This is a genomic window from Kerstersia similis, from assembly GCF_965139615.1.
GTDB classification, from domain to species: domain Bacteria; phylum Pseudomonadota; class Gammaproteobacteria; order Burkholderiales; family Burkholderiaceae_B; genus Kerstersia; species Kerstersia similis.
Genome location: NZ_CBCSIQ010000030.1, coordinates 1 through 22,757, shown reverse-complemented (window position 1 = coordinate 22,757; position 22,757 = coordinate 1). Strand labels below are relative to the sequence as shown.

18 protein-coding genes are annotated in these 22,757 nt (G+C 62.5%); 5 read left to right on the top strand and 13 right to left on the bottom strand.

What is annotated here, in order from left to right; translation table 11 throughout:
• Nucleotide 1: 1 nt before the first annotated feature.
• From ACNA1V_RS15300 to mdlC, 4 genes are all read right to left on the bottom strand, one after another.
• Nucleotides 2–1,330: a TRAP transporter large permease gene (locus tag ACNA1V_RS15300; RefSeq protein ID WP_415834467.1), complete on the bottom strand. Its 1,329-nt coding sequence runs from the start codon at nucleotides 1,328–1,330 to the stop codon at nucleotides 2–4.
• A complete protein-coding gene (locus ACNA1V_RS15295) occupies nucleotides 1,327–1,872 on the bottom strand; it encodes a TRAP transporter small permease (protein ID WP_415834466.1) in 546 nt (181 codons plus the stop codon). Before ACNA1V_RS15295 ends, ACNA1V_RS15300 begins: the two co-directional genes overlap by 4 nt.
• Before the next feature lie 41 nt (nucleotides 1,873–1,913).
• Nucleotides 1,914–2,855, bottom strand: coding sequence for a ketopantoate reductase family protein (locus ACNA1V_RS15290; RefSeq protein ID WP_415834465.1), 942 nt, complete (start codon nucleotides 2,853–2,855; stop codon nucleotides 1,914–1,916).
• Nucleotides 2,856–2,917: 62 nt separating this feature from the next.
• On the bottom strand, nucleotides 2,918–4,531 hold the full coding sequence (mdlC, locus tag ACNA1V_RS15285; protein ID WP_415834464.1) for a benzoylformate decarboxylase: 1,614 nt from the start codon (nucleotides 4,529–4,531) through the stop codon (nucleotides 2,918–2,920).
• Nucleotides 4,532–4,597: 66 nt separating this feature from the next.
• On the opposite strand from mdlC, the gene ACNA1V_RS15280 reads away from it, so the two are divergent.
• Together ACNA1V_RS15280 and ACNA1V_RS15275 are read left to right on the top strand one after the other, a co-directional pair.
• The gene (locus tag ACNA1V_RS15280) at nucleotides 4,598–5,572 is read left to right on the top strand and encodes a LysR family transcriptional regulator (protein WP_415834463.1); all 975 of its coding nucleotides are present in this window, start codon (nucleotides 4,598–4,600) and stop codon (nucleotides 5,570–5,572) included.
• Between the two features lie 457 nt (nucleotides 5,573–6,029).
• Nucleotides 6,030–8,075, top strand: coding sequence for a DUF4139 domain-containing protein (locus ACNA1V_RS15275; RefSeq protein ID WP_415834462.1), 2,046 nt, complete (start codon nucleotides 6,030–6,032; stop codon nucleotides 8,073–8,075).
• Between the two features lie 160 nt (nucleotides 8,076–8,235).
• Here ACNA1V_RS15275 and ACNA1V_RS15270 read toward each other — a convergent pair whose 3' ends face one another.
• The 9 genes from ACNA1V_RS15270 to ACNA1V_RS15230 all read right to left on the bottom strand — a co-directional run bounded on the left by ACNA1V_RS15270 (nucleotide 8,236) and on the right by ACNA1V_RS15230 (nucleotide 21,866).
• Complete coding sequence (locus ACNA1V_RS15270; RefSeq protein WP_415834461.1) at nucleotides 8,236–8,427, bottom strand: heavy-metal-associated domain-containing protein; 192 nt, start codon at nucleotides 8,425–8,427, stop codon at nucleotides 8,236–8,238.
• Between the two features lie 196 nt (nucleotides 8,428–8,623).
• A complete protein-coding gene (locus ACNA1V_RS15265) occupies nucleotides 8,624–8,860 on the bottom strand; it encodes a glycine zipper 2TM domain-containing protein (protein WP_415834460.1) in 237 nt (78 codons plus the stop codon).
• Nucleotides 8,861–9,045: 185 nt separating this feature from the next.
• Nucleotides 9,046–11,928 (bottom strand): WG repeat-containing protein, encoded by a 2,883-nt coding sequence (locus ACNA1V_RS15260; RefSeq protein ID WP_415834459.1) that lies wholly within the window; start codon nucleotides 11,926–11,928, stop codon nucleotides 9,046–9,048.
• A gap of 86 nt (nucleotides 11,929–12,014) precedes the next feature.
• Nucleotides 12,015–15,074 (bottom strand): WG repeat-containing protein, encoded by a 3,060-nt coding sequence (locus ACNA1V_RS15255; RefSeq protein WP_415834458.1) that lies wholly within the window; start codon nucleotides 15,072–15,074, stop codon nucleotides 12,015–12,017.
• Between the two features lie 237 nt (nucleotides 15,075–15,311).
• Nucleotides 15,312–16,043 carry a GNAT family N-acetyltransferase gene (locus ACNA1V_RS15250; RefSeq protein ID WP_415834457.1) on the bottom strand — a complete coding sequence of 244 codons (732 nt, stop codon included), beginning with the start codon at nucleotides 16,041–16,043 and terminating at the stop codon, nucleotides 15,312–15,314.
• A 228-nt stretch (nucleotides 16,044–16,271) separates the two neighbouring features.
• Complete coding sequence (gyrB, locus tag ACNA1V_RS15245; protein WP_415834456.1) at nucleotides 16,272–18,725, bottom strand: DNA topoisomerase (ATP-hydrolyzing) subunit B; 2,454 nt, start codon at nucleotides 18,723–18,725, stop codon at nucleotides 16,272–16,274.
• A gap of 103 nt (nucleotides 18,726–18,828) precedes the next feature.
• A complete protein-coding gene (gene dnaN, locus ACNA1V_RS15240) occupies nucleotides 18,829–19,938 on the bottom strand; it encodes a DNA polymerase III subunit beta (RefSeq protein WP_415834455.1) in 1,110 nt (369 codons plus the stop codon).
• Nucleotides 19,939–19,940: 2 nt separating this feature from the next.
• Nucleotides 19,941–21,350 carry a chromosomal replication initiator protein DnaA gene (gene dnaA, locus ACNA1V_RS15235; RefSeq protein WP_415834454.1) on the bottom strand — a complete coding sequence of 470 codons (1,410 nt, stop codon included), beginning with the start codon at nucleotides 21,348–21,350 and terminating at the stop codon, nucleotides 19,941–19,943.
• A gap of 318 nt (nucleotides 21,351–21,668) precedes the next feature.
• Nucleotides 21,669–21,866, bottom strand: coding sequence for a hypothetical protein (locus tag ACNA1V_RS15230; RefSeq protein ID WP_415834453.1), 198 nt, complete (start codon nucleotides 21,864–21,866; stop codon nucleotides 21,669–21,671).
• Nucleotides 21,867–21,896: 30 nt separating this feature from the next.
• Here ACNA1V_RS15230 and rpmH point away from each other — a divergent pair, with 30 nt between their 5' ends.
• From rpmH to yidD, 3 genes are all read left to right on the top strand, one after another.
• Nucleotides 21,897–22,031 (top strand): 50S ribosomal protein L34, encoded by a 135-nt coding sequence (gene rpmH, locus ACNA1V_RS15225; protein ID WP_068373545.1) that lies wholly within the window; start codon nucleotides 21,897–21,899, stop codon nucleotides 22,029–22,031.
• A 61-nt stretch (nucleotides 22,032–22,092) separates the two neighbouring features.
• The gene (gene rnpA / locus ACNA1V_RS15220; protein WP_415834491.1) at nucleotides 22,093–22,509 is read left to right on the top strand and encodes a ribonuclease P protein component; all 417 of its coding nucleotides are present in this window, start codon (nucleotides 22,093–22,095) and stop codon (nucleotides 22,507–22,509) included.
• Nucleotides 22,491–22,757 (top strand): membrane protein insertion efficiency factor YidD (gene yidD, locus ACNA1V_RS15215; RefSeq protein WP_415834452.1); only part of this gene is annotated, 267 nt, incomplete at its 3' end. The genes rnpA and yidD, both read left to right, overlap by 19 nt.

Below are 22,757 nucleotides of genomic sequence, written 5' to 3'. Positions count from 1 at the left end.
GCTACCCGCCCATGCCATGCACCAAGGCCAGCGTAATCCCCGGCACAGCGGCCAGCAGAATGATGCGCAACAGATCGGTCATCAGGAATGGCATGACGCCACGGTAGGTTTCCATCAGGGTCACGCCCTTGGCCATGCGGTTGACGATGAACACATTCATGCCCACAGGCGGCGTGACCAGGCCGATTTCAACCACCATCAGCGCCAGGATGCCGAACCAGATCGACTTGTCCGCATCCGGCATGCCAAAGTCCAGCCCCATGATGATGGGATAGAAAATAGGCACGGTCAGCAGGATCATCGCCAGCGAATCCATGACGCACCCGAGCACGACATAGATCACCAGAATCATCGCCAGCACCACCCAGGGCTGCGCGCCGCTGCTCAGCACCCAGTCCGCCAGTTCCGCCGGCATCTGCGACAGCGCCAGGGCGGTATTGAGTACATCTGCGCCCAGCAGCACCAACAGAATCATGGCCGAACCGGATGCCGTTCCCAGTACGCAGCGCAACAGCCCGCGCCAGCGCAAGCCACCCAGCAAGACGGCCAGCAGGCCGCAGGCCCCCGCGCCGATGGCCGCGGCTTCCGTGGGCGTGGCCCAACCGCCGTAGATCCCGACAATCACCACGAGGAACACCAGCGCCACCGGCAGCACATCCAACAAGGCGCGCATGCGGTTGGGCCAGGACACACGCGGGCCGGCAGGGCCGATCTCGGGGCGGCGATAGACCTGCAGCAAAATGACCAGGAAGTAGCCAGCCAGCGCCACGATGGCCGGTGCAATGCTGGCGACGAACAGCTTGCCAATCGACTCCTGGGTCAGGATGGCATAGATGATCAGCGGCACCGAAGGGGGAATCAGGATGCCCAGTGTGCCGCCAGCGGCCAGCGTGCCGGTGGCAAAACCGCCGTCATAGCCGTAGCGGCGCAGCTCGGGCAAGGCCACCTGGCTCATCGTTGCCGCCGTGGCGACCGAAGAACCGCAGATCGCGCCAAAGCCGGTACTGGCGCCCAGCGCAGCCATCGCCATACCGCCGCGACGATGCCCGATAAACGCCGCCACGCAGCCAAACAGGTTCCGGCTCAGGCCGCCATGAATGGCGAACTGCCCCATCAGCAGGAATAGCGGAATCACCACCAGGTCGTAATTCGACAACCGGGCAAACGGGATCGACTTCAGCATGTTGAGCCAGGGCAGGGTGTTCCAGTCGAGCAGGTACACGTAGCCCAGCGAACCGCCGATGAACATGGCGACACCGATCGGTATGCGCAAGCCCATCAGCAGGAACACACCCGCGAAAATCCACATACCGGTGCTGATCCCGCTCATTTTCCTTCCCCTTGCGACAGGCAGGCGGACAGGTTGCGGCCCGCCAGATACAGCCCGGACAACGCCAGCAGCGCAAAACCCGGCACCATGGCGGCCTGGAACCAGCCCACGGGCCAGGCCAGGATGGCCGATGTTTCCCCCGATTCCAGGGTAGAGACGGCACCTGCGCCAATACGCCAGGCCAACAGGGCGCCGAACGCCGCCACCGCCAGAGACCCCAGGGTTTCCAGCAAATGAATCCAGCGGCGCGGCAGCGCTGCCGTAAACAGATCCACCTTCAGGTCGCCATGGATCAGATGACAGTAGGCAAAGAAATTCGCTGCGGCGGCAGCCGCCACCAGTTGCAGGATTTCCATGTCCCCCGGCACGGGTGCCGAAAACAGCTTGCGGCCCACGATGGAAACCACCGAAACCACGACCAGCACCACAAACATCAACCCGCCGATTGCGGCCAGCAGCTTGCACACCCAAAGCAGGGCTCTGCCGGCCCGGCCCATTTCGACAGCGACGCCGCTGTCGTCATCCACCATGGTTTCGGCCATGTGGGTCTCCTCTTTATTTTTTTTCGTCCAGCCGCAGGCGATCAGTGCCGTGCCGCTGCCGCCTGTGCTGCCGTGTGCTGATCCGCCAGCCGCATCAAAGTCCACAGGGTTTCATTGCGCGGCACCGGCACCGCCAGCTTGTGCGCCGCCCGGCAAACCGCGCCGTTGATGGCATCAATTTCCGTCGGACGCCCCGCCAGCCTGTCCTGCAGCATGGACGGCTGATGGCCGGTGTGGTGTGCCATGGCATGATCCATCAATGCCGCAACGCGCGGCTCATTGACGCCCACGCCCAGCGCGCGCGCCACGGCCAGCACCTCGGCCGCCGTTTCATGCACCAGCGCCACGCCTTCGGGCAGGGCAGCCAACCCATCCACCGGGCAGCCCGCCAACGCGCACATGCTGTTCATGGCGGCGTTGAAGGCAACTTTTTCCCAGATATCCACCAGGACATCCGGCGTCACATTGCAATCCACGCCGGCCTCCCGCATCGCTTCCGCCAAAGCTTCCAGCGAAGGGTTGACGCTGCCGTCGGCCATCATGAAACGCACATAGCCACGCCCGTGGGAGCGCACCACGCCCGGCGCGGCGACATCGGCGGGCACAGTGGTCATGCCATGGGCCACGCGGCTTCCATCCACCACCTGAGCCAGCTTCTCGGCATTGCCCAGGCCATTTTGCAGGCTGAGCAAATGCGTTTGCGGCCCGATCAGGTGACGCACACCCGCCAGGGCGGCATCCGTATGAACGGACTTGGTAAACACCAACAGCCAGTCCGGCGCGCCACTGGCCGCTTCCGGGCGCATGATGGGCAGGCGCACCGTACGGTGGCCGCTGCCCGTTTCCAGTGTCAGGCCATCCGCCTGAATCGCCTGGATACGCGCGTCATCCACATCCAGCAGGGTCACATCATGACCGGCTTCGGCCAACTGGCCTCCGAACAACGCGCCCATGGCGCCAGCGCCCAAGATCGTTATTTTCATGCTTCGCTCCTTCTCCAAGACTCAAAGGCAGGGCAGCGCTCGCGCTGCCCTGCCCGCAGGGCTTACTTCACGATGATTTCCAGCAGGTTGGGGCCCTGGGCCGACAACAGGCCTGGCAAAGCCTGCGTCAATGCCTCGGCGGTCTCCACCCGGCTGGCCTGCGTCAGCCCCTGGCCCTGCGCCAGCAGGACGAAATCCAGATCCGGCAGATCCGTCCCTTCGGGCTTCACGCCCGGCGGATAATCAAAGACCGGCGCGAAGTCCTGCAATGCGGCATAGCGGCGGTTATTGAGGATGATGAAACTGATGGGCAGCTGCAGCTGCGCTGCCGTCCAGAGCGCCTGGATGGAATACATGCTGGAACCATCACCGATCAGCGCAATGACGCGGTCATGGCGTCCTGCCTTGCGCTGCGCCAGGGCCACGCCGACGCTGGCGGGCATGCTGTAGCCCAGGCCGCCGCTGGCCATGGTGTAGAAACTGTTGGCACCCGGCATCGGCAAGTAGCGCTGGATCAAGCCGCGCGCGCCCGGCGCCTCTTCCACCACAGCAATCCCTTCCGGACGTGCCCGGTCCAGAGCCTGCAACGCATAGGCCGTGGACAACGGCAGGCTGGGTTCGGCCTCGGGCGCAGTCGGGAGCATTGCCGGCACCGCGCGCGCCGGCGGCGCCGACTGCGCCAGCAGGGCGTCGAGCGCCAGATCCAGGCTGGATACGATGGCATTGCCCAGCGGCGTCCAGGCCGATACATCGGGATTGTCCACCACCTGCCACAGGCTTGCCTCTGCCGGAATATGCGGGCCATTGCCTTCAACGTGATAGCTGAATGCCGGCGCGCCCAGCACCAGTACCAGATCCGCGCCCTGGAGCCGATCCACGATTTGCTCGCGAATGGCCGGCAGGAACCCGGCAAACAACGGATGGCGTTCGGGGAAACTACAACGCGCCGACATCGGTGCGACATAAACCTGTGCCTGGTGACGCTGCGCCAGGGTAACGAGCTTGTCCACCGCATGATCTCGGTCCACGCCTGCGCCCACCACGATCTTCACGCACCGCGCGGCATCCAGCGCCTGGCTCAGCCTGACAATATCCGTTGCCACCGGCGCCCGCGCGGGCGACACATGGCGCGGCGGCACCCATTCGGAAGGCCGGTCCCAATCATCCGCCGGCACGGACACCAGCACCGGGCCGCGTGGCGCCTGCATGGCAATCCGGTAGGCACGCGCCATGGCCCAGGGCACATCTGCGCCCCGGGCCGGCTCACACGCCCATTTCACATAAGGCTGAGGCATCAGCGTCGGCTGTGTGGCGCCCAGGAACGGATCGAAGGGCAGCATGGAACGGGCTTGCTGGCCGACGGTGATCACCATCGGCGTCTGGTTGCGGAATGCCGTGAAAATATTGCCCATGGCATGCCCCACTCCCACCGCCGAGTGCAGATTCACCAGCGCCGCGTTGCCACTGGCCTGTGCATAGCCGTCCGCCATGCCGACCACCACGGATTCCTGCAGGCCCAGGACATAACGGAAGTCTTCAGGGAAATCACGGAACATCGCCAGTTCCGTCGAACCGGGATTACCGAATACAGTGTCTATGCCGAATTCGCGGAACAGGCGAAACACCGCATCACGGACGGTCGGGCGCGGGGAATCGGGGGATGAGTGGCTGTGCATGGCAATCGGTCGCTCCATAGGTTGATTGGAGCCAGTCTAGGCAGCAGCCGCTTATTGCTCAATAACATGAGACTAATATCTAATATTGGTATGCCCAATATCAACGACATAGATCTGAACCTGCTGCGCGTCTTCGATGCCATCTATCGAACCCGCAGCGTGAGCCGCGCAGCACTGCAACTCGGCCTGTCGCAACCTTCAACCAGCCAGGCGCTTACCCGCCTGCGCCTGCTGCTGCGCGACCCGCTGTTCGAGCGGATCAGCGGAGGCGTCCGGCCCACCGAGCGCGCCAACCGGCTGGCGCAATCCGTACAAAGCGGCCTGGCGTTGCTGGAGGCCGCGGTTCGCGACGGCGAAAGTTTCGATCCGGCATCCTCCACCGAATGCCTGAACCTGCACCTGACCGACATCGGCGAAGCCCGTTTCCTGCCCTCCATCATGGCCAGCCTGCACCGACACGCACCAGGCATGCGGGTCGAAGCACGCACTTATCCACAAGCCAGCATCACCGAGGCGCTGGATGACGGGCGCCTGCACTTCGCGCTCGGCTTTCTGCCAGAAGTCTCGGGCACCGAAACCCAGGACTTCCTGGTGGACCGCTATCGCCTGCTGCTGCGCCGCAATCATCCGCTATGCAGCGTATGCCACACGCCGGCAGACTGGCAGGAACGCCTGCCCAACCTGGAGTTCGTCGCTGTCCGGTCGCATACGGAAACCTTGCGCATCCTCCAGGTATTGAAACTGACCCATCGGGTCAGGCTGATGGCCTCGAACTTTCTGGCGCTGCCCGGCATCATGCGCAATACCGATCTGGCTGTCATCATGCCGCATGAAATCGCCCGCGCCTTATCGGAATACGACCACTGCGCCATCATCGATCCCAAGCTGCCCTTGCGGCACTTCAATGTCGCCTTGCACTGGAGCCGCCGCCACGCCCATAAACCCATGCTGGCCTGGGCGCGCAACCTGCTGCTGAACATGGAACTGACACCATCGAATTCGACCCGCCAGCGCGACGGCACGGACACCAGAAGCCCGTGACAGGCCCGCAGTGGCTGGCACAGCGGGAATTCCGGTGCATAAGCTGTGAATCGATGGTGCACAAACCATCGATCAGCGCCGCCTCGTTTTTCTGTCCACTTTCCATCCCGGAACCGTACAAAAACTGTGCACAGCAAAAAGAGGCTGCAATCGATTGACGGATAAGGGTTTTCCCGAAAAACGGGACTTACCCACAGGGCTTATCCATTACTAGTCTTTATATATATAAAAGATACAAACATATTGAAAAAAACCGCTAACGCCCACCGCACGGCGGTTTCCGCCCTGATATACGGACGTCAATATGCCTTCCGCCATTTGTTACCGCTGCCCTTGCAGTCGTACACAGACGTTGCAAGCCCTTACCGATCACGGCCACCCATCGGTGGTAATGTCTTTCGGTTTTCCGAGCTGCCTGCTGACCTGTCCGATACGACTCCGAATGGAACCTTCCGCCATGCAGAAACCTGTGCGCCCTGTTTTCCCTGATAACGGCATTGCCACTGTCATTGCCCAGGCACCGGCCTGGGTGCAACACGCGGGGCTGGCTGTGCTGGCGTCCCTGCTCGCGACCAGTGTTCATGCGCAGGCACACAGCGAACTTGCGTCCGGCATACGTGCCATCACGCTGTCATCGGGTGGCGTCGCCGAAATACAGCGTCGCATTCCTGTCGATGAACAAGGCCATGCCAGCATGGAAATTCCCTTGTCACAGGTGGATGACATTCTGAAAAGCCTGCTGGTCAAGGATAGCCAGGGCGGCTTGTCCAGTATTGCGCTGGATGGTTTGAGCACCAGCGAAGAAACATTCCGGGCCTTGCCCTTCACGGCAGCAGACCTGGTTTCCGTTCCGCGCCTGGCTGCCGCTTTGCAAGGCATACCGGTACAGGCGACTTCCGGCGGACGTAGCGTCGAAGGTACCGTGCTGGGCGTCGTCGTTGAGACTGCAAGCGCTGGCGATCATGCGCCACGGCAACAGGAATATCTGCTGTCCGTACTGGACCCGCGCGGGCAGATACAAAGCCTGAAGCTGGGCGCGGACAGCGTCCTGGCTGTTCAGGACGAGAAAGTGCGTGAACAGCTGCAACAGGTCAGTCAGCTCATTGCGCGACAGAAGCTGAACGACAACCGCACGCTTGCCTTGACCCTGAAGCCGGGTCAGGCACGCGCTATCGATCTGTCCTATGTCGTGGCGGCGCCCGTCTGGAAAACGTCCTACCGCTTGCAGCCGGATGGCAGTAAACAGGCGCGCTTGCAAGCCTGGGCCATTCTTGAAAACGCCACCGGGGAAGACTGGAAGCAAGTCCAGGTCACGCTGACTTCCGGTGCGCCTGTGGTCTTGAGCCAGCGTTTGTATGAACAGTACTGGAATCAACGCCCCGAGGTGCCGGTCATGGTGGGTGCGAGCGATAGGCCGGCTGTGGATAACCTTGCGGAACGTTCATTCGAGGCCATGGCCGCCACGGCCAGCGCAAAACGCCGGGCGGCGCCGCCCATGCCTGCCCCGATTGCCATGGCGGCCACGGACAGCATGGGTGCGCAGCTCAATGGTGCACCGGCACAGGAAAGCCTGAGCCATGTCAGTTTCACCTTGCCCGGCAAAGTGGATGCCGCCAAAGGTGCTTCTTTGGCGCTGCCCTTGCTGGATGCGCCGATTCAGGCCGAAATGCTGGCGATTTACCGGCCAGGCAAGCGGCATCCCATCAGCGGCCTGGAACTGAAAAACGATACGAACTCGACACTGCCGCCCGGCCTGGTGACGGTCTATGACACGCAAGGCGCTCATGCCGGCGATGCAGAGCTTGCCGGCATTCCGCCGGGAGAAAGCCGTTTGTTGCTGTTTGCCGAAGACCGCAAGGTCACTGTGCGTACCGAAACCCAACCGGAAGAAAAAATTGCGGCGGTCAACCTGGATAATGGCGTGCTGACGGCACGCCATATCGACCGCCTGCGCACCCGATACGAAATCCAGGGCGCCAGCGACGGTGCACGTACCGTCGTGATAGAACATCCGCGCCAATCCGGCTGGACCGTTTCTTCGCCTGCGCTGGCCGGCCAGACTGCGGCGAACTACCGCCTCAAGACTGAACTGCCGGCGGGCACCAGCAAAACGGTGGAAGCGACGGCAGAGCGGGTATGGGCAGAACAGATCGCACTGCTCGATGCCGACACGGAAACCTTGCTGGCCTGGTCTGGCCGTATTCCCGACGCAGCGACGGCGGCACGCCTGAAGACGCTGGCAGAGATCCGCCAACAATGGCATGCGGCGCAAGCTGAAGAACAGCAGGCCCTGGCGGCGCGCGAAGAGGCCGTGGCCAATCAGGGCCGTATCCGGGAAAACCTCGCGGCCGTACCGGCAGACAGCACACTGGGGCAACGCTACGCTGCCATGCTGGCTGAACAGGAAGATGGCATTGCGCAACTGGACGGCAGGCTGGTGGAAATCCGCAAACAAGTGGCGGCATTGCGAAATACCTTCCAGTCCGCCTTGCGCGGCGCCTGATCGGTCGCGTGCCAGCCATGCGCGGATAAAAACCGGGCCATCAGCCCTCCTCGGCCACATGAACGGCAGATTCCATCTGCCGTTCCGCCACCAAAGCCTTTAAATCCCCTTCAGACACCCGATTGACAGTGTCTGAAGGGGTAGGGGCCGGGCCCGCAATTTATTGCGCTGGATAGCCTGCATTTTCGAGCGCAGCGCGCAGCGCGTCTTCGCTGACCGTGCTTTGCACGCTGACGCGTTTGCTGGCCGGGTCGGTTTCCACTACGGCCTGGGGATCAACCGCCTTGATTGCGGCAGTAATCGTACCTGCGCAACCGCCACATTTCATACGCGGAACCTGGAACTCTGTCATGGCAATACTCCTCGGATAAACGCGGCGTCAGCCGCATGCTTGGCCACGGGTGTACGTGATGGTTGAAATCATGAACCTTCCCATAATGGCAAGGTCAAGCGTGTTGCGCCAGAAATGAAAACACCCGCCCAGGCAATGCCTGAGCGGGTGTTCAAGTCGCGGTAAAAGGCTGGGAACCGGCTTGCGGCCTTGCCGCCTACTTCTTCTCGTTGTGCTTGCCGACCTGATCGCCGACCACGCCGCCAATCGCAGCGCCACCTACGGTTCCCAGCAGGCCGCCATCACTGATGACAGCACCTGCGGCACCACCGATGGCCGCTCCGCCTACCGCGCTTTTCTCCCGGCTGCTCATGCCATCCCAGGTGGAACATGCCGCCAGTGTTCCCATCAGCATGACGACGGCGCCCAAACGAAAAATACCTTTACGGATCATGTCGTTCTCCTTGAAAGGTCTAGAACAATCATCACTTCCAGTATGTCAGATTCTCCGCTTTCAGGTTGTTAAACACAACGAGCACTTGTTTCAGCTGTCTCCATAAGGCCTCGCATCCCCAGCGCATCCCGCCTGGCCGGGGAGTTGTCCACAGCCGGCTGTGGGCAACTCCCCGGCCACATGCCTCAATAGCAATAGGACAGGCTTTGCTCAGCCGGCCAGATGGCCTTGCCTGCGGCATTGCGCAATACACGCATGCCACATTCATCGGCCACCCAGGCCAGCGGGCGCCCCGAGGTATCGAGCAGATAGGACGCCTGCCCGGTAGAAGCCACTGCCCTGCCATTCTGGAACCTGCTGACCGCCAGATAGGTGGGCGGAATGCGATACAGGCTCTGCTTGTCCACATAACCGGCGTGCTTGCCATCCGGGCCCAGGGCACCGGCCAGTCCGTCATGCAACATGCCAAGCGCATGATGGCCTTCCCCGACGGGCTGGCCCGTCCTGTCCAGCCAGCGATAAGCGCCATCCCGGCTGATCGTCAGGACCCGCTCGCCATCGAAGCCCAGCGCGTGGCCCTTGACGGTCGCCAGTATCTTGCCATTGGCGTCGGCAAACCGCGTAACGGGCTCGCGTTCATCGTCATACCCCAGGCCGGCGAGATAGCGCGAACCGGGCAGCCACTGCCAATCGCTGTCACCCAGGCTGGCCACCCGCTTGCCGGTAGCGTCGAGCAATTCACTGCCGTCCGGCGCCCGGCGCATGATGCGTTGGTCACGAACCTGGCTCAGGAATACCGGTGCTGGCGGGATCACCCAATTACCCTGGCTATCCAGCACACCGGCTTCAGAATCCCGGCGAACTTCCAGCCAGTCTCCGATCTGGCTGATGTAGGCGGCGCCCGCAGGAAAGGCCGATCCATCCGGGCCGACGATCCAGGATTCCTGGCTGTTGCCCACCATGGCATAGCCATTGCCATACTCCTGCACCTGCAGCGAACGCAATGGAGGCGTCAGTATCTTGCCTGCCCGGCTGACAACGACGGTGGGCCATTCATAGCTGAAATTGCTGTTATCGGTCTTGCGTCGCAGCAACCAGTAGCCCGAACGTTCCTGGGCGACTTCGTCATACTCGGGCTGCACCGCCCATGCGCCTTGTGCATCAATCAGGCCCCAGGTGCCTTTGGCATGGCGGGCGGGCGCCAAGCCATCCTGGAAATCGCCGATCTCCAGGAATTGCGGCGGCACCAACTCACGATAATAGGGAATTTCGTCCAACCCCCACAGCGCACCCTCAGCCGCTTCCATGACGATCGCCATACGATTGGGGCCAACGATACGCACATCGAAATAGTCCGGCAGTTCCTGGCGCGTGCCATCCGGCTTGAGCAGGTAGGCCACGCCCTTGGCGTAGCCCAGCGCATAGCCATGGCGGAAGGGGGAAATATGCTGCAAAGGTTCCATATTCACCGGATTGCCCTGCGCATCCAGCATGATCATGCCGTTCTCGCTGACGGCCGCAAAGCGGAGCGCATCGGCGTTTTCCAGCGTCTCCAGATCGGCTTCTTCATGCAGCAGGACAACTTCCGTCCAGTCGGGATGGCGCACGGGCCTGCCGTCGTGCAATACCAGTCCGGCGCCGCCTTCCTCGCAATGGCAATAGCCGGTCGTGATGATGGCCAGCGGCGCATTTTCCAGGTTCAGCGGCAGCAGGCGGTAGCTGCTGTTCGCCAGGGTTTCGCGCGCCGTGTCATTCAGCAATCGCCTGCCTTGCGCATCGATGACGTTGATGACCCGTTGCTGGGCGCCGAACAGCCATAGCCTGTCGGCCTGCACATCCACCTCACGGGTGCCGGACAACAGGTCTGCGCTGGCGATCTTCTGCAGCTGGCCTGTGGGAGTCACAACACCGGCAAGCGCCTCGTTTTCGTCGTAGAAAAGCAGATATTGCCCATAGGTTTCCCGCTGCTGCCAGGTGGCAGGCAGTTCCAGCGCCTCCTCCCCGCCCATGGGATAGATGGTTAGTGCATCGGGCGTGCGATAAACCAGTGTGTTGCCGGCGAAATTCAGATTGCCCAGATCGTTCCGTGAAATGACCGGCTGCAGCACCTTGCCCTGGGCATTGAGCAACTGGTAGTTGATGTTGCTGCCCAGGGCGCTATCTGCATCCGTGGCCGGCAAGGCCAGCCAGAAGGCATCGCGCAGGGTTTCCAGGTGGCGGTAGCGCTCGCTGCCGGCCTTGCCGGTCTGGCTATCCAGGAAATACCAGTCCTCTCCTTTGCGTGCGGCGCCCATGCCATCCGGCAGCGCGGCGATGATCTCATCGTACTCAGGGCGCAGCACCCAACGCCAGTCGGCATCCAGCAGGCCCTGGTGCTCACCATCGCGGGTCGCAACATAGAACGGCCCGTTGCCCAGCTGCGACAGCACGCGCTGCTGCCCGTCCACATAACGGCGTACCCCTGTCGGGGACAGATATTCCCGCCGGTAGCCGATGATGGCACGTGTCGGACTGCCGCCATCGAGCTCGATGGTAGAGACGCTGCGGCCCAGCCCTGGCGGCGTCACGCTTGCGCCAGCCGTGTCGATCAGGCCCGTACGGCCATTTTCCCGGACGACGGCGACGCCAGCCAGGCTGAAGTCGCCGGCCTGTTCCCACTGGGGCGGCAGTGCCCATTGGCCGCTCTTATCGATGTAGCCCCACAGGCCGTTTTCGCGTACGGCGGCCAGGCCATGACGAAACGGCCGGGCATCCTCATACCTGGGTTCGATGGCCAGTTCGCCTTGCGCGTCGATATAGCCCCAGCGATGACCTGCCAGACCGTCCGCAATATCGGCATCGCGGTAGCCATCCTGGCTGGGCGTATGCAGAATGACCGCGGCCATGCCTTCGCTCAAGTCCTGGATGCAACGGTTCTCTCCGGCGATTTGATCCAGGTTCGTGCGCTGGGCAGAGACATGCTCCGGGACTGGACGCACACACGATGCGGAAGAACTCTGCTGCGCTTGCGCCGGGGCGGCACCCAATGCGCATAGCAGGAAAGTGGCGAAGGAAATCCGGTATGACATGTCTGTTATCTCAGTCTGGCGTGCGTCGGCCTGCGGGCGGCACACAGCAATTTTCAGCCGGTGAAGGGGCGCGGATGGGCTGGCTTTCAGGATCCAAGGGCAGGAGCGGCGGGTACAGCGGGTACAGGCACGGCTGCCGGTACAGGCACAGGCTCCGGTGGCGGTGCATCCCCAACGGGGGCGCCATCTTTCTCATCCTTTTCCAGACACTGCAATTTATCGGCTGCTGGCCATAGCACGCGGTCGTCCGGTGCAATGACGGCAACGTGCCGGCAGAGTATGCCGATGTAGGCAGTGACAGCGCCGGTCGTGTCTATGTACTGCACCAGGCGGTCGCGCAGCACCAGCGCCCGGCCTTCGCTGAAGTCAGTGGCCCAAGTAAATTCAGGCAGGATGGCGTAGCGGCCGCTGTGGTCGATATACCCGAAGGCCTTGCCGGCCCGTTCCCGGCGCAAAGCCACGGCACGGCCATCTTTCATGGCGCCCAGCTTGTCGAAATAGGCGCCGATGACACGCCGGCCATCGGCATCCAGGAAACCATATTTGCTGTTGCCGCGCTCACTGTAAGGTAGCAGGCCTTCCGAGGCCTGATCGGCTTCCAGGCTGTAGGGGCCCACGACACGGGCGATTTCCTTGCCATTGCGATCCACCAGCAGGCTCTCGCCGTCCCGGTCATACTGCACAAACCGATCCATGCCCTTCAGTGGGCGCGCATCCCCCAGGGCGGGCAGAACTCTGCGCCCCTGTTCGTCCACCAGAAAGCCCTTGCCGGTGCCGACGGCACGCGCCAGTCCCGAAGGCTGGACGAAGAAGGGATTGAATTCGGACAGGGACGGCAGGATGCGCCAGTTGCCACGGGCATCTATGGCCCCCTGGCGATAATCGCCACGCGCCAGCAGCCAGATTTTGTCGCTGCCGGCTGTCAGATTATGGGTGGAGCGGTCAGGCAAGAGGGTGACTTTCCCGGTCGCGGTATCGAGAATGCCGACGGCATTGTTGTCGGCCAGCGTCACCTGGAATTGCCCCCGGCCCAGATCGCTGATTTCCCGGTTCAAGAGTGGCCCGACCTGGCGGCCATCCAGCCGGTAAAGCCGATGCTGCGACGAGTCGCCGTCCTCGCTGACTTGCAGCAGCCCGCCGGGCAGCGTCCGCACGGAAGGAGAATACTGCCGGGACGGGGGAACGATCCAGTTGCCGCGAGCGTTCAACAGCCCCCATTTGCCTTTCTGCTGCGCACTGGCGTAGCCATCGCTGAACGCATACAGCTCCTGGAAACCTTCAGGGCTGACGTCACGCCCGGCTGCGATGTCCCAGAGGAACATGCGTTCCTGGCCGCCAGCACTTTCGGCGCGATAGACCGCCAAGCCGTGTTCGACACGGGCCAATGCACTGGCAACCTTGGCGGGCAGCTCGACACGCCGGCCTTGCTGGTCGATCACCACGGCACTGCGCCAGCCTTGCCTGCTATCGGCGGGCAGCGCGCGGGCATAGGCGCCCTGGAATGCTTCGATATCACGGAATTCCGGCTGCACCAGCCAGTTGCCTTGCGCATCCAATGCACCCGTCAGCTGGTTTTGCAGTGTCACGATCAAGGGGCCGCCGTTCTCGCTGGCCTGCACATCACGCCAGTCCGAAGCACTGACTATCTCGCCACCAACCGTGAGGATGGCCGGTGTCAGCGGGCTGTCGTACTGCCTGGGCTTGAGAATGGCCAGGGGCCAGAGCGAGCGATCGGCATCGGGCGAACGCACACGGGCATCCGCCAGGATGCGGACAGAATAGCCATCCAGTTGTTTACGGCTTGCCGGCTGGCGGACTACGGCGGCAGGCTCGGCGGTCTCCAGCTGGCCGGACTCGGCAGCGCTGGTATCGGCCGCATCGGTCGTCCGCGCTGTTGCCCCGGCGCTTGTGGACTGCGCCTGCGCCAGCAGCGCCTGGCCTTGCCGGTCATAGATCTGCGCCAGCACACCCGCTTCGCCCAGGCCATAGCCATCATCGCCATCCGGGCTTTTATCGAACACCCAGATACGCCCGTCGAATACCCGGACGGAACTGTGCGCCAGCGAGAGGGTGACCAGCGGCTGGCCATCGTTCAGGATATGGATCACCTTGCCATCATTGACTACGGCAAACCCCCAATCGGCGCCGCGCTGCACGTGCAATTCGCGCCCGGACCAATGGCCCAGGGGCTGCAGGTCGGGGCCCAGCAGCTCGGTGCTCTGGTCATTGACGCCCAGCCAGTAGCCGGGCGCAAGAATATCCAGCTTGGCATAGGTACCCTCCTTGAGGATATTGCCTTGCAGATCGACCAGTTGCCATTGATACCCGGCCTCCCGGCTGACCGCGGCACGCTGGCCATCGGAGATCGGCGCCAGTACGGATTGCAAGGCATCCGGCGTCGCCAGCCAGCTGCCGTCCAGTTTCATCAGGCCCCATTTGCCGCGGTAATCTGATTGCCGGGTCTGCGCGGCCAGCCATTGTTTGCTGTTCCAGGCATCACGGGAGTAGCCGACTTCCAGCGCGCCGACCGCATCAGGCGCAGACAGCAGCTTGCCCGATGCAATATTCCAGGCCAGCGGGGCAGTTTCCTGTTCCGCCATGGCCAGCGCCTGCCCTGGGCGGAAACCCCGGCTGCGTACACCCAGCGGGAACGTCTTGATGGTCTTCCCGGACCGGTCTATCAGCAGAACGCGGCCATTGGCTTCCACGATAGCCGTGCCTTCGGCGTTGAAACCGGTTGCCTGCTCGAATGCGGGGGCGATCACCCAGGCGCCCGTGCTGTCGATATAGCCCCACTGATTGTCACGCGCCACTGCCGCCAGGCCATTCTGGAACGAGGCGGCATCCTCGAAAGCCGGGGCAATGGCCAGTTCCCCTGCGGCATTCAGGTATCCCCAGGCAGGCAGGCTCTCGTCCAAACTCCCCAGCTGCACCGCCGCCAGGCCTTCGGCATAGGGGCGATAGCAATAGTTGGCTTCCCCTTCGCGGCTGCACCCTGCATACCAATTGCCATTGGCATGGGCAGCATGGTTCCAGCCCATCCCGAGCCACAGGCAGGCGGCGAGCCATGCGGCGGGCCTGGAAATGGCCGTCAGCCGCAATCCGGGGGCGAAGGAGAAAGCAGGGAGGGAAATTCGGGTCGTCATACCGTAGCCGCCAGGCGGTAAAGAAGTGGCGCCCAGGCGAGATGGGCGCGGTGCGGAACACACCTCGCCACGGCGCCCGTGGCGTCGGGATAAAGAAGACTCGTCCCGGCACTGGCGAATAACCGCATGGCATGCAGCGGCATGCCACGGCAGCGCCATGGCGCTGCCCGGGAAGAAACGAGGAAGCCGTAAAAATACCCGTTCACACCAGGGCAACCGGGACTTTTTACGTATAAGTTACATTTCTGCGGCGGTGCCGGCATTCGCCGTGCGCAAGGCTTCCAGCGAATGCCGCTGGCGGCCGGCAGCATCGAAATTAGCGGGGTCCAGCCAGGCCTGGAACGCCCGGGACAGCAGTGGCCATTCCCCATCCAGGACAGAAAACCAGGCGGTGTCGCGGCTACGCCCGCGCTGGACCGCAGCCTGCCGGAAAATCCCTTCGAAGGTGAAGCCCAGACGCAGCGCAGCCGCGCGGGAAGGCTGGTTCAACGCGTTGCACTTCCATTCATAACGGCGATAGCCCAGGTCTTCAAAGACATGGCGCATCAGCAGGTACTGCGCTTCGGTGGCGGCACGGGTACGGCGCAGCGCGGGAGAATAGGCGACCGCACCCACCTCGATCACGCCATTGGCCGGATCCATCCGCATCAGTGCAACACTGCCCAGCGCCTGGCCGCTGGCGGGATCGACAATGGCGTAATAGCGTTCGGTGCCTGCATTGGCCAGGCGTTGCAACCAGGTACTGACGTCCTCGGGGGTGCTGGGCGGATCCGCCGGCAGGTAAGTCCAGGCGCCCGGCCCGGCAGCGGCATAGGCTTGCGACAGGCTTTCGGCATGGCGTCCGGCATCCACAGGCTCCAGGCGGCAATACTGCCCTTCCAGCACTTGTCCCGCTGGCAGGGGACGGGGCTGCCAATCGGGAATTTCGCGGCCCAGCGGCTGGCCTTGTTCATTAAGCACTGCTGTCATGTCTGGTGTCCTTTCTGCCGGCGTGGAGAGATTTCTCCATGATCATAAACGCAGCCCAGGCGCCTTTGGGGACGGCCACCCTGTCTGTCCATGTGCCTGCCGCCGCATGCCTCACCCCCAATGACAACCCCCCTTGAGACCAAGCATCTCAAGGGGGGCGTGGGGACGTATCCGCGAGCAACCGGGATGCAGGGCCGGCAGAACACCGACCCCGGCATGGCCCGGGAATCAGATGTCGATATTCCCTGCCATCAGCGCATGCTTCTCGATGAAGTCGCGGCGCGGTTCGACGTTGTCGCCCATCAGGGTGGTGAAGATTTCGTCTGCGGCGATGGCGTCTTCGATTTCCACGCGCAACAGGCGGCGTACCGTCGGGTCCATGGTCGTTTCCCACAGTTGCTCGGGGTTCATTTCACCCAGACCCTTGTAGCGCTGCTTGCTCAGGCCGCGCTCGGCCTCGGAACGCAGCCACTGCATGACATCGCGGAAGTCATCGACAGGCGCTTCCTTGCGTTTTTCGCCCGTGCCGCGCGCAATCACGCCGCCGTCGCCCACCAGACCCAGGAAGGTCTGGCCGGCACGCGCCAGCGCCGCATAATCGCTGCCTGCCAGGAAATCGCCATCCAGCACGCTGACGCGCACATTGCCATGGTGGCGGCGCAGCACCTGCAGGCGCGAGCGGCCGCTTTCCGCATCCTTGTCAGCCACGACCGACACCGCTTCCGGATCACGCGGATCCAACAACGCCTTTTGCAAGCGCTGTGCCGAAGCCTGTGCCTGGGCTTCGTCCGCCAGGTTGATGCTCACGCCTTCGGCGATGGCCGACAGCGTGGCTTCGTCAAAGCGGCGCGACAGGCGGGCGATCACGGTATCGGCCAGCACGTACTGGTTGGCCAGGTTTTCCAATGCTGCACCGGCAATGGGGGCGGCGCCAGCAGAAGGAATCAGCTCGGCGTCGCGCAGCGCCAGCTGCAGCATGAACTGGGCTTCCTCGATATCGTCCTTCAGGTAGCGCTCGTCACGGCCAACCTTCACCTTGTAGAGCGGCGGCTGGGCGATATAGACGTGACCACGCGCCACCAGCTCGGGCATCTGGCGATAGAACAGCGTCAGCAGCAGCGTACGGATGTGCGCGCCATCGACGTCCGCGTCGGTCATGATGATGATGCGGTGATAGCGCAGCTTATCGACGTTGAAATCGGGGCCGATGCTGGTGCCCAGCGCAGTGATCAGCGTAGCGATTTGCTCACTGGCGATCAGGCGGTCGAAACGCGCCTTTTCCACGTTCAGCACCTTGCCGCGCAGCGGCAGCACGGCCTGGAACTTGCGGTCGCGGCCCTGTTTGGCCGAGCCGCCTGCGGAGTCGCCCTCCACCAGGTAGAGTTCGCACAGCGAGGGGTCTTTTTCCTGGCAATCGGCCAGCTTGCCGGGCAGGCCAGCGCCTTCCAGCACGCTCTTGCGGCGCGTCATTTCGCGCGCCTTGCGGGCCGCTTCGCGGGCGCGGGCGGCTTCGATGATCTTGCCGCACAACGCCTTGGCGTCTGCCGGATGCTCCAGCAGCCAGGTTTCCAGTTCGCGTGCCACGGCATCTTCCACGGCAGGGCGTACTTCGCTGGAGACCAGTTTGTCCTTGGTCTGGCTGCTGAACTTGGGCTCAGGCACTTTCACCGACAGCACGCAGGCCAGGCCTTCGCGCATATCGTCGCCGGTGGTATCGACCTTGGCTTTCTTGGCCAGCTCGTTGTCGGCAATGTATTTATTGATGACGCGCGTCATTGCGGCGCGCAGGCCGGTCAGGTGCGAACCGCCATCACGCTGCGGAATGTTATTGGTGAAGCACAGCACGGTCTCGGTGTAGCTGTCGTTCCATTGCATGGCGACATCCACGCCCACCAGCGTGCCACCGGCTGCCGACTCCGTGGACACGGCGAACACCGTCGGGTGCAGCACCGTCTTGCTGCGGTTGATGTACTGCACGAAACCCTGCACCCCGCCCGAGAAAGCGAAGTTTTCTTCCTTGCCCTGGCGCTCATCCACCAGGCGGATCTTTACGCCGTTATTCAGGAACGACAGCTCGCGCAGGCGGCGCGACAGGATCTCGTAGGTGTACTCGATGTTATTGAAGATTTCCTTGTCGGCCAGGTAGCGCACCGTCGTGCCGCGCTGGTCGGTATCACCGACCACGGCCAGCGGGGCCACGCGTTCGCCACGGCGGAATTCGATTTCGTGGCGCTTGCCGTCGCGGCAGATCGTCAGGCGCAGCCACTCGGATAAGGCGTTCACGCAGGACACGCCGACACCGTGCAGGCCGCCGGACACCTTATAGGAGTTCTGGTCGAACTTGCCGCCGGCATGCAGCTCAGTCATGACGATTTCAGCGGCGCTTCGGCCGTATTCATCGTCCTTGTGGATATCCGTCGGGATGCCGCGGCCGTTATCGGACACGGAAATCGAGTTGTCCGAATGAATGGTGACGACGATGTCATCGCAATAGCCCGCCAATGCTTCGTCGATGGCGTTGTCCACCACCTCGAACACCATATGGTGCAAGCCTGTGCCGTCGGAGGTATCGCCGATATACATGCCCGGGCGCTTGCGCACGGCCTCCAGGCCTTTGAGCATCTTGATCGAGTCGGAACCGTAGCCGGCGTTGTTGGCGGAATTCTGCTGTTGATCTGACATAGTCTCGAATACAAGGAAATTGCAGCCGGCGAGTGCTCGCCGGCCAGGGCGCAGGGCAGGGGAACGCGCAGCGCCTCATGGGCGCGCGCCGTTCCTGTCGCGCCTAGATGCGCATGGGCATGACGACGTACTTGAACTGCTCGTCGTCAGGCAGCGTGATCAGGGCCGAAGCATTGGAATCCGGCATGACGGACCAGCGCACGGTCTCGGTCTTCACGTTGGACAGCACGTCCAGCAGGTAGGTCACGTTGAAGCCGACATCCAGCGCCTCATGTGTGTAATCGACATCCAATTCTTCCTGGGCCTCTTCCTGCTCGGCATTGGTGGCCGAAATCTTCAGCAGGTTGTCGCTCAACTGCAGGCGCACACCCTTGAACTTGTCGGTTGTCAGGATGGCGGCACGCTGCAGGCTGCCCAGCAGCAATTCGCGGTTGACCGTGAAGTGGCGCGTGTAGGAGGTGGGGATCACACGGGTGAAATCGGGGAATTTGCCTTCCACCAGCTTCGATACCAATTCGATCGCGCCAAAGCGGAAACGGATCTGTCCGGCGGCAACATCCACCTGAACCGGCGTATCGCTGTCATCGAGCAGGCGCTGCATTTCCAGCACCGTCTTGCGCGGCACGATGACTTCCTGGCGCGCTTCGATGCCATCGGCGCCCGTGGCACAGTGCGCCAGGCGGTGGCCATCGGTAGCGACGGCGCGTACCTGGCCCGGTTCGAACACCAGCAGCATGCCGTTCAGGTAATAGCGGATGTCCTGCTGGGCCATGGCGAAATGCACCATGTTGAACAGGTGGCGCAGGGTCTTTTGCGGCAGGCTCAGGGAGACATCCCACTTCTCCGGCTGCGCCAGCGTGGGGTATTCGGTTGCGGCCAGCGTTTGCAGGGCAAAACGGCTCTTGGCGGCCTGAACCGTCAGTTTGTTGTCTTTCTGGGTGAAGCGGACTTCATCGCTGCCCGGCAGGGCGCGCAGGATATCGACCAGCTTGCGAGCGGCTACCGTCGTTGCAGCCGTTTCCGGACCGACGCCGAAATCGGCATGGGTCGTAATCTGCACTTCCAGATCGGTGGCGATGAAGGAGACGCGCTCGCCTTCCTTGCGCAGCAGGATGTTCGCAAGAATGGGCAAAGTGTGGCGGCGCTCGACGATGCCGGCCACCACGGACAGCGGCTTGAGCAGGGTGTCGCGCGATGTCTGGACCAGTTGCATGATCATCCTTTCAGAGTTTGTTCCAATACGTGCAGGGTGTGATTGAGTTCGGCCTGTTTTGTGCGGGCTTCCGAGATTTTACGCACTGCATGCAAGACAGTGGTGTGATCCCGACCACCGAACAGATCACCGATCTCCGGCAGGCTCTTCTGGGTCAGCTCCTTGGCCAGGTACATCGCAACCTGGCGCGGCATGGCGATATTGGCAGGACGACGCTTGGAATACATGTCTGCCACTTTGATCTTGTAATAATCTGCTACGGTTTTCTGGATGTTTTCCACCGTGATCTGCCCGTTGGACACGGACAGCAGATCCTTCAGGGCGTCCTTGCAGATTTCCACCGTCAGGACTTCACGGCCGTGGAAACGCGCATAGGCCAGCACCTTGCGCAGCGCGCCTTCGAGTTCGCGCACATTGCTGCGCAGATGCTTGGCAATGAAGAACGCCACTTCCTCGGGCATGCGCATGCCTTCGGTATCGGCCTTGCGCAGCAGGATCGCAACGCGCATTTCCAGTTCCGGCGGTTCGATGGCGACGGTCAGGCCGGAATCGAAACGCGAAATCAGGCGGTCTTCGATGCCGGAGAGTTCCTTCGGATACGTATCGCTGGTAATGATGATCTGCTTGCGCTTGGCCACCATTGCCTCGAAGGCGTAGAAGAACTCTTCCTGCGTGCGGTTCTTGCCGGAGAAGAATTGGATATCGTCGATCAGCAGCAGGTCCAGCGAGTGGTAATAGCGCTTGAATTCATCAAACGCCTTGCGCTGGTAGGCCTTCACGACGTCCGACACGTATTGGTCGGCATGCACGTAGCGCACCCGCACGCCCGTGCCGGCCTGCACCATGGCATTGCCGATGGCGTGTATCAAGTGGGTCTTGCCCAGGCCGACGCCGCCATACAGGAACAGCGGGTTGTAGGACACTCCCGGGTTCTCCGCGACCTGCAGTGCAGCGGCACGCGCCAGCTGGTTGGCTTTACCAGTCACGAAGTTGTCGAAGGTCAGTTCGGTATTGAGGCGCGAGCGCTCATAGGCGGGATCCACCGTTTCCACCACCGGCGGCGGCGCTACCGGCGCAGGTGCAGCTTGCGGCGCAGCGGCATGGCCCATGCCGGCCGGGGCGGGAGCAGGCGCGGATGGCCGCGCAGCCAGAGGAGCACGAGCGGTGTTGGTCGCCAGCTCGAACTGCACCTGCACAGGGCGCTGGAACCAGTCGCTGGCCAGGCTTTCGATCTGTGTGGAAAAGTTCTTGCGGACCCAGTCCAGCTTGAAGCGGTTAGGCGCGGCAATACGCAGCAGGGATGTCTCTTCCTCGAACGCGATAGGCGCAAGAGGGCGTATCCATGCACTGATCTGCTGAGGGGGGAGGTCCTGCTCCAGGCGCTGGACACAGGTCTGCCAGAATTCGTTCATTTCATTTGCGATCCAAACCTCGATTCTAGCGCGTCACGACGAAGTTATCCACAGGAGGATGTGCATAGGGCAGTGGTTTTCCTTTGGATAAGGTTTCTGGCCCTGATTTTCCGGCGTGTCGCACCCCAACCTGTCCGGGCGTTTGCAGAGCCCGTGGCTCTAACACGTAACCTATCGTCCTGCCATCATTTTTTCTGTTTTGCAGACTTTTCCATGTCATCGGCTGGAGCAATTTTCTGTGTTGGAAACAAGCGCCAATAACGAAAAACGCATTTGAAAGCCGTTACTGGGCAAGATAAGATCAATACCATCCTGGATTCAAGCCAGCACGGCTCCTGCCGCCGGAAATTTCATGCGTCTGGACAGGCTTCGCATCACATGCCACATCACACGAACAACATCGCCAACCGCAAGGGCGAGCAACCCATTGACTTCCCACGCATTCTTTGCTGAAATAGTGGGCTTTTCCGAATTCCATTTTCCAGACTGCCGGTTTTCATGGGTGTTTGCCTTCAATCCGGCCGCTGCTCTTTTTAGGTTCCGACCATGAAACGCACCTTCCAGCCTTCCGTTACCCGCCGTAAGCGCACCCACGGTTTCCGTGTCCGCATGAAGACGCGTGCTGGCCGCGCTGTCATCAATGCCCGCCGTGCCCGCGGCCGCAAGCGCCTCGCCGTCTAAGGTGACGCACGCCGGCCTGGCCGGCGCGCCTCGCGGTGCTGACTGCGCAGCGGCCCCGGCCGTGCCAGTCCGGGCGGTAGCGCCCGCGCCAGCTCAGTTCGCAGCGGAGTCTTCCGCCAGCTTTCCCCCCTCAGCCAGACTGCACAGCCCTGAAGAGTTCGCTCCGGCGCTCAAGGGCAGACGGGTGGCGCGGGGGGCTTTGCTCGTCCTGACGTCAGTGGATAACGCAGCCGGCCATAGCCGGCTCGGGCTGGTGATACCCAAGCGCCACGCAGCGCGGGCCGTCACGCGCAACACCATCAAACGGGTCGTGCGCGACACCTTCCGCCAGCTGCGCCTGCAACTGCCGCCGCGCGATTTTGTCATGCGGCTGCACGGCAAGGCCCCGCTGGTATCGCTGAGCGAACTGAAACGACAGGTGCGCGCCGAAGCCGAAGCGCATTTCCAACGAGCCTTGCCATGCTCAAGAAACTCCTGATTGCACCGATCAGGTTCTACCGTTTCTTCCTGAGCCCCTGGATCGGCCGGCAATGCCGCTTCACTCCCAGCTGTTCCGCCTATGCCATCGAAGCGATTGAAACCCACGGCGCCCTCAAAGGCCTGTGGCTGGCCGCTCGCCGCATAGGCCGTTGCAATCCCTGGTCGCAGGGTGGCCTGGATCCGGTGCCGCCGCACCACGGGCATGAATCCTGTGCCTGTCACGCACACGCCCCGCCCCAGGATACC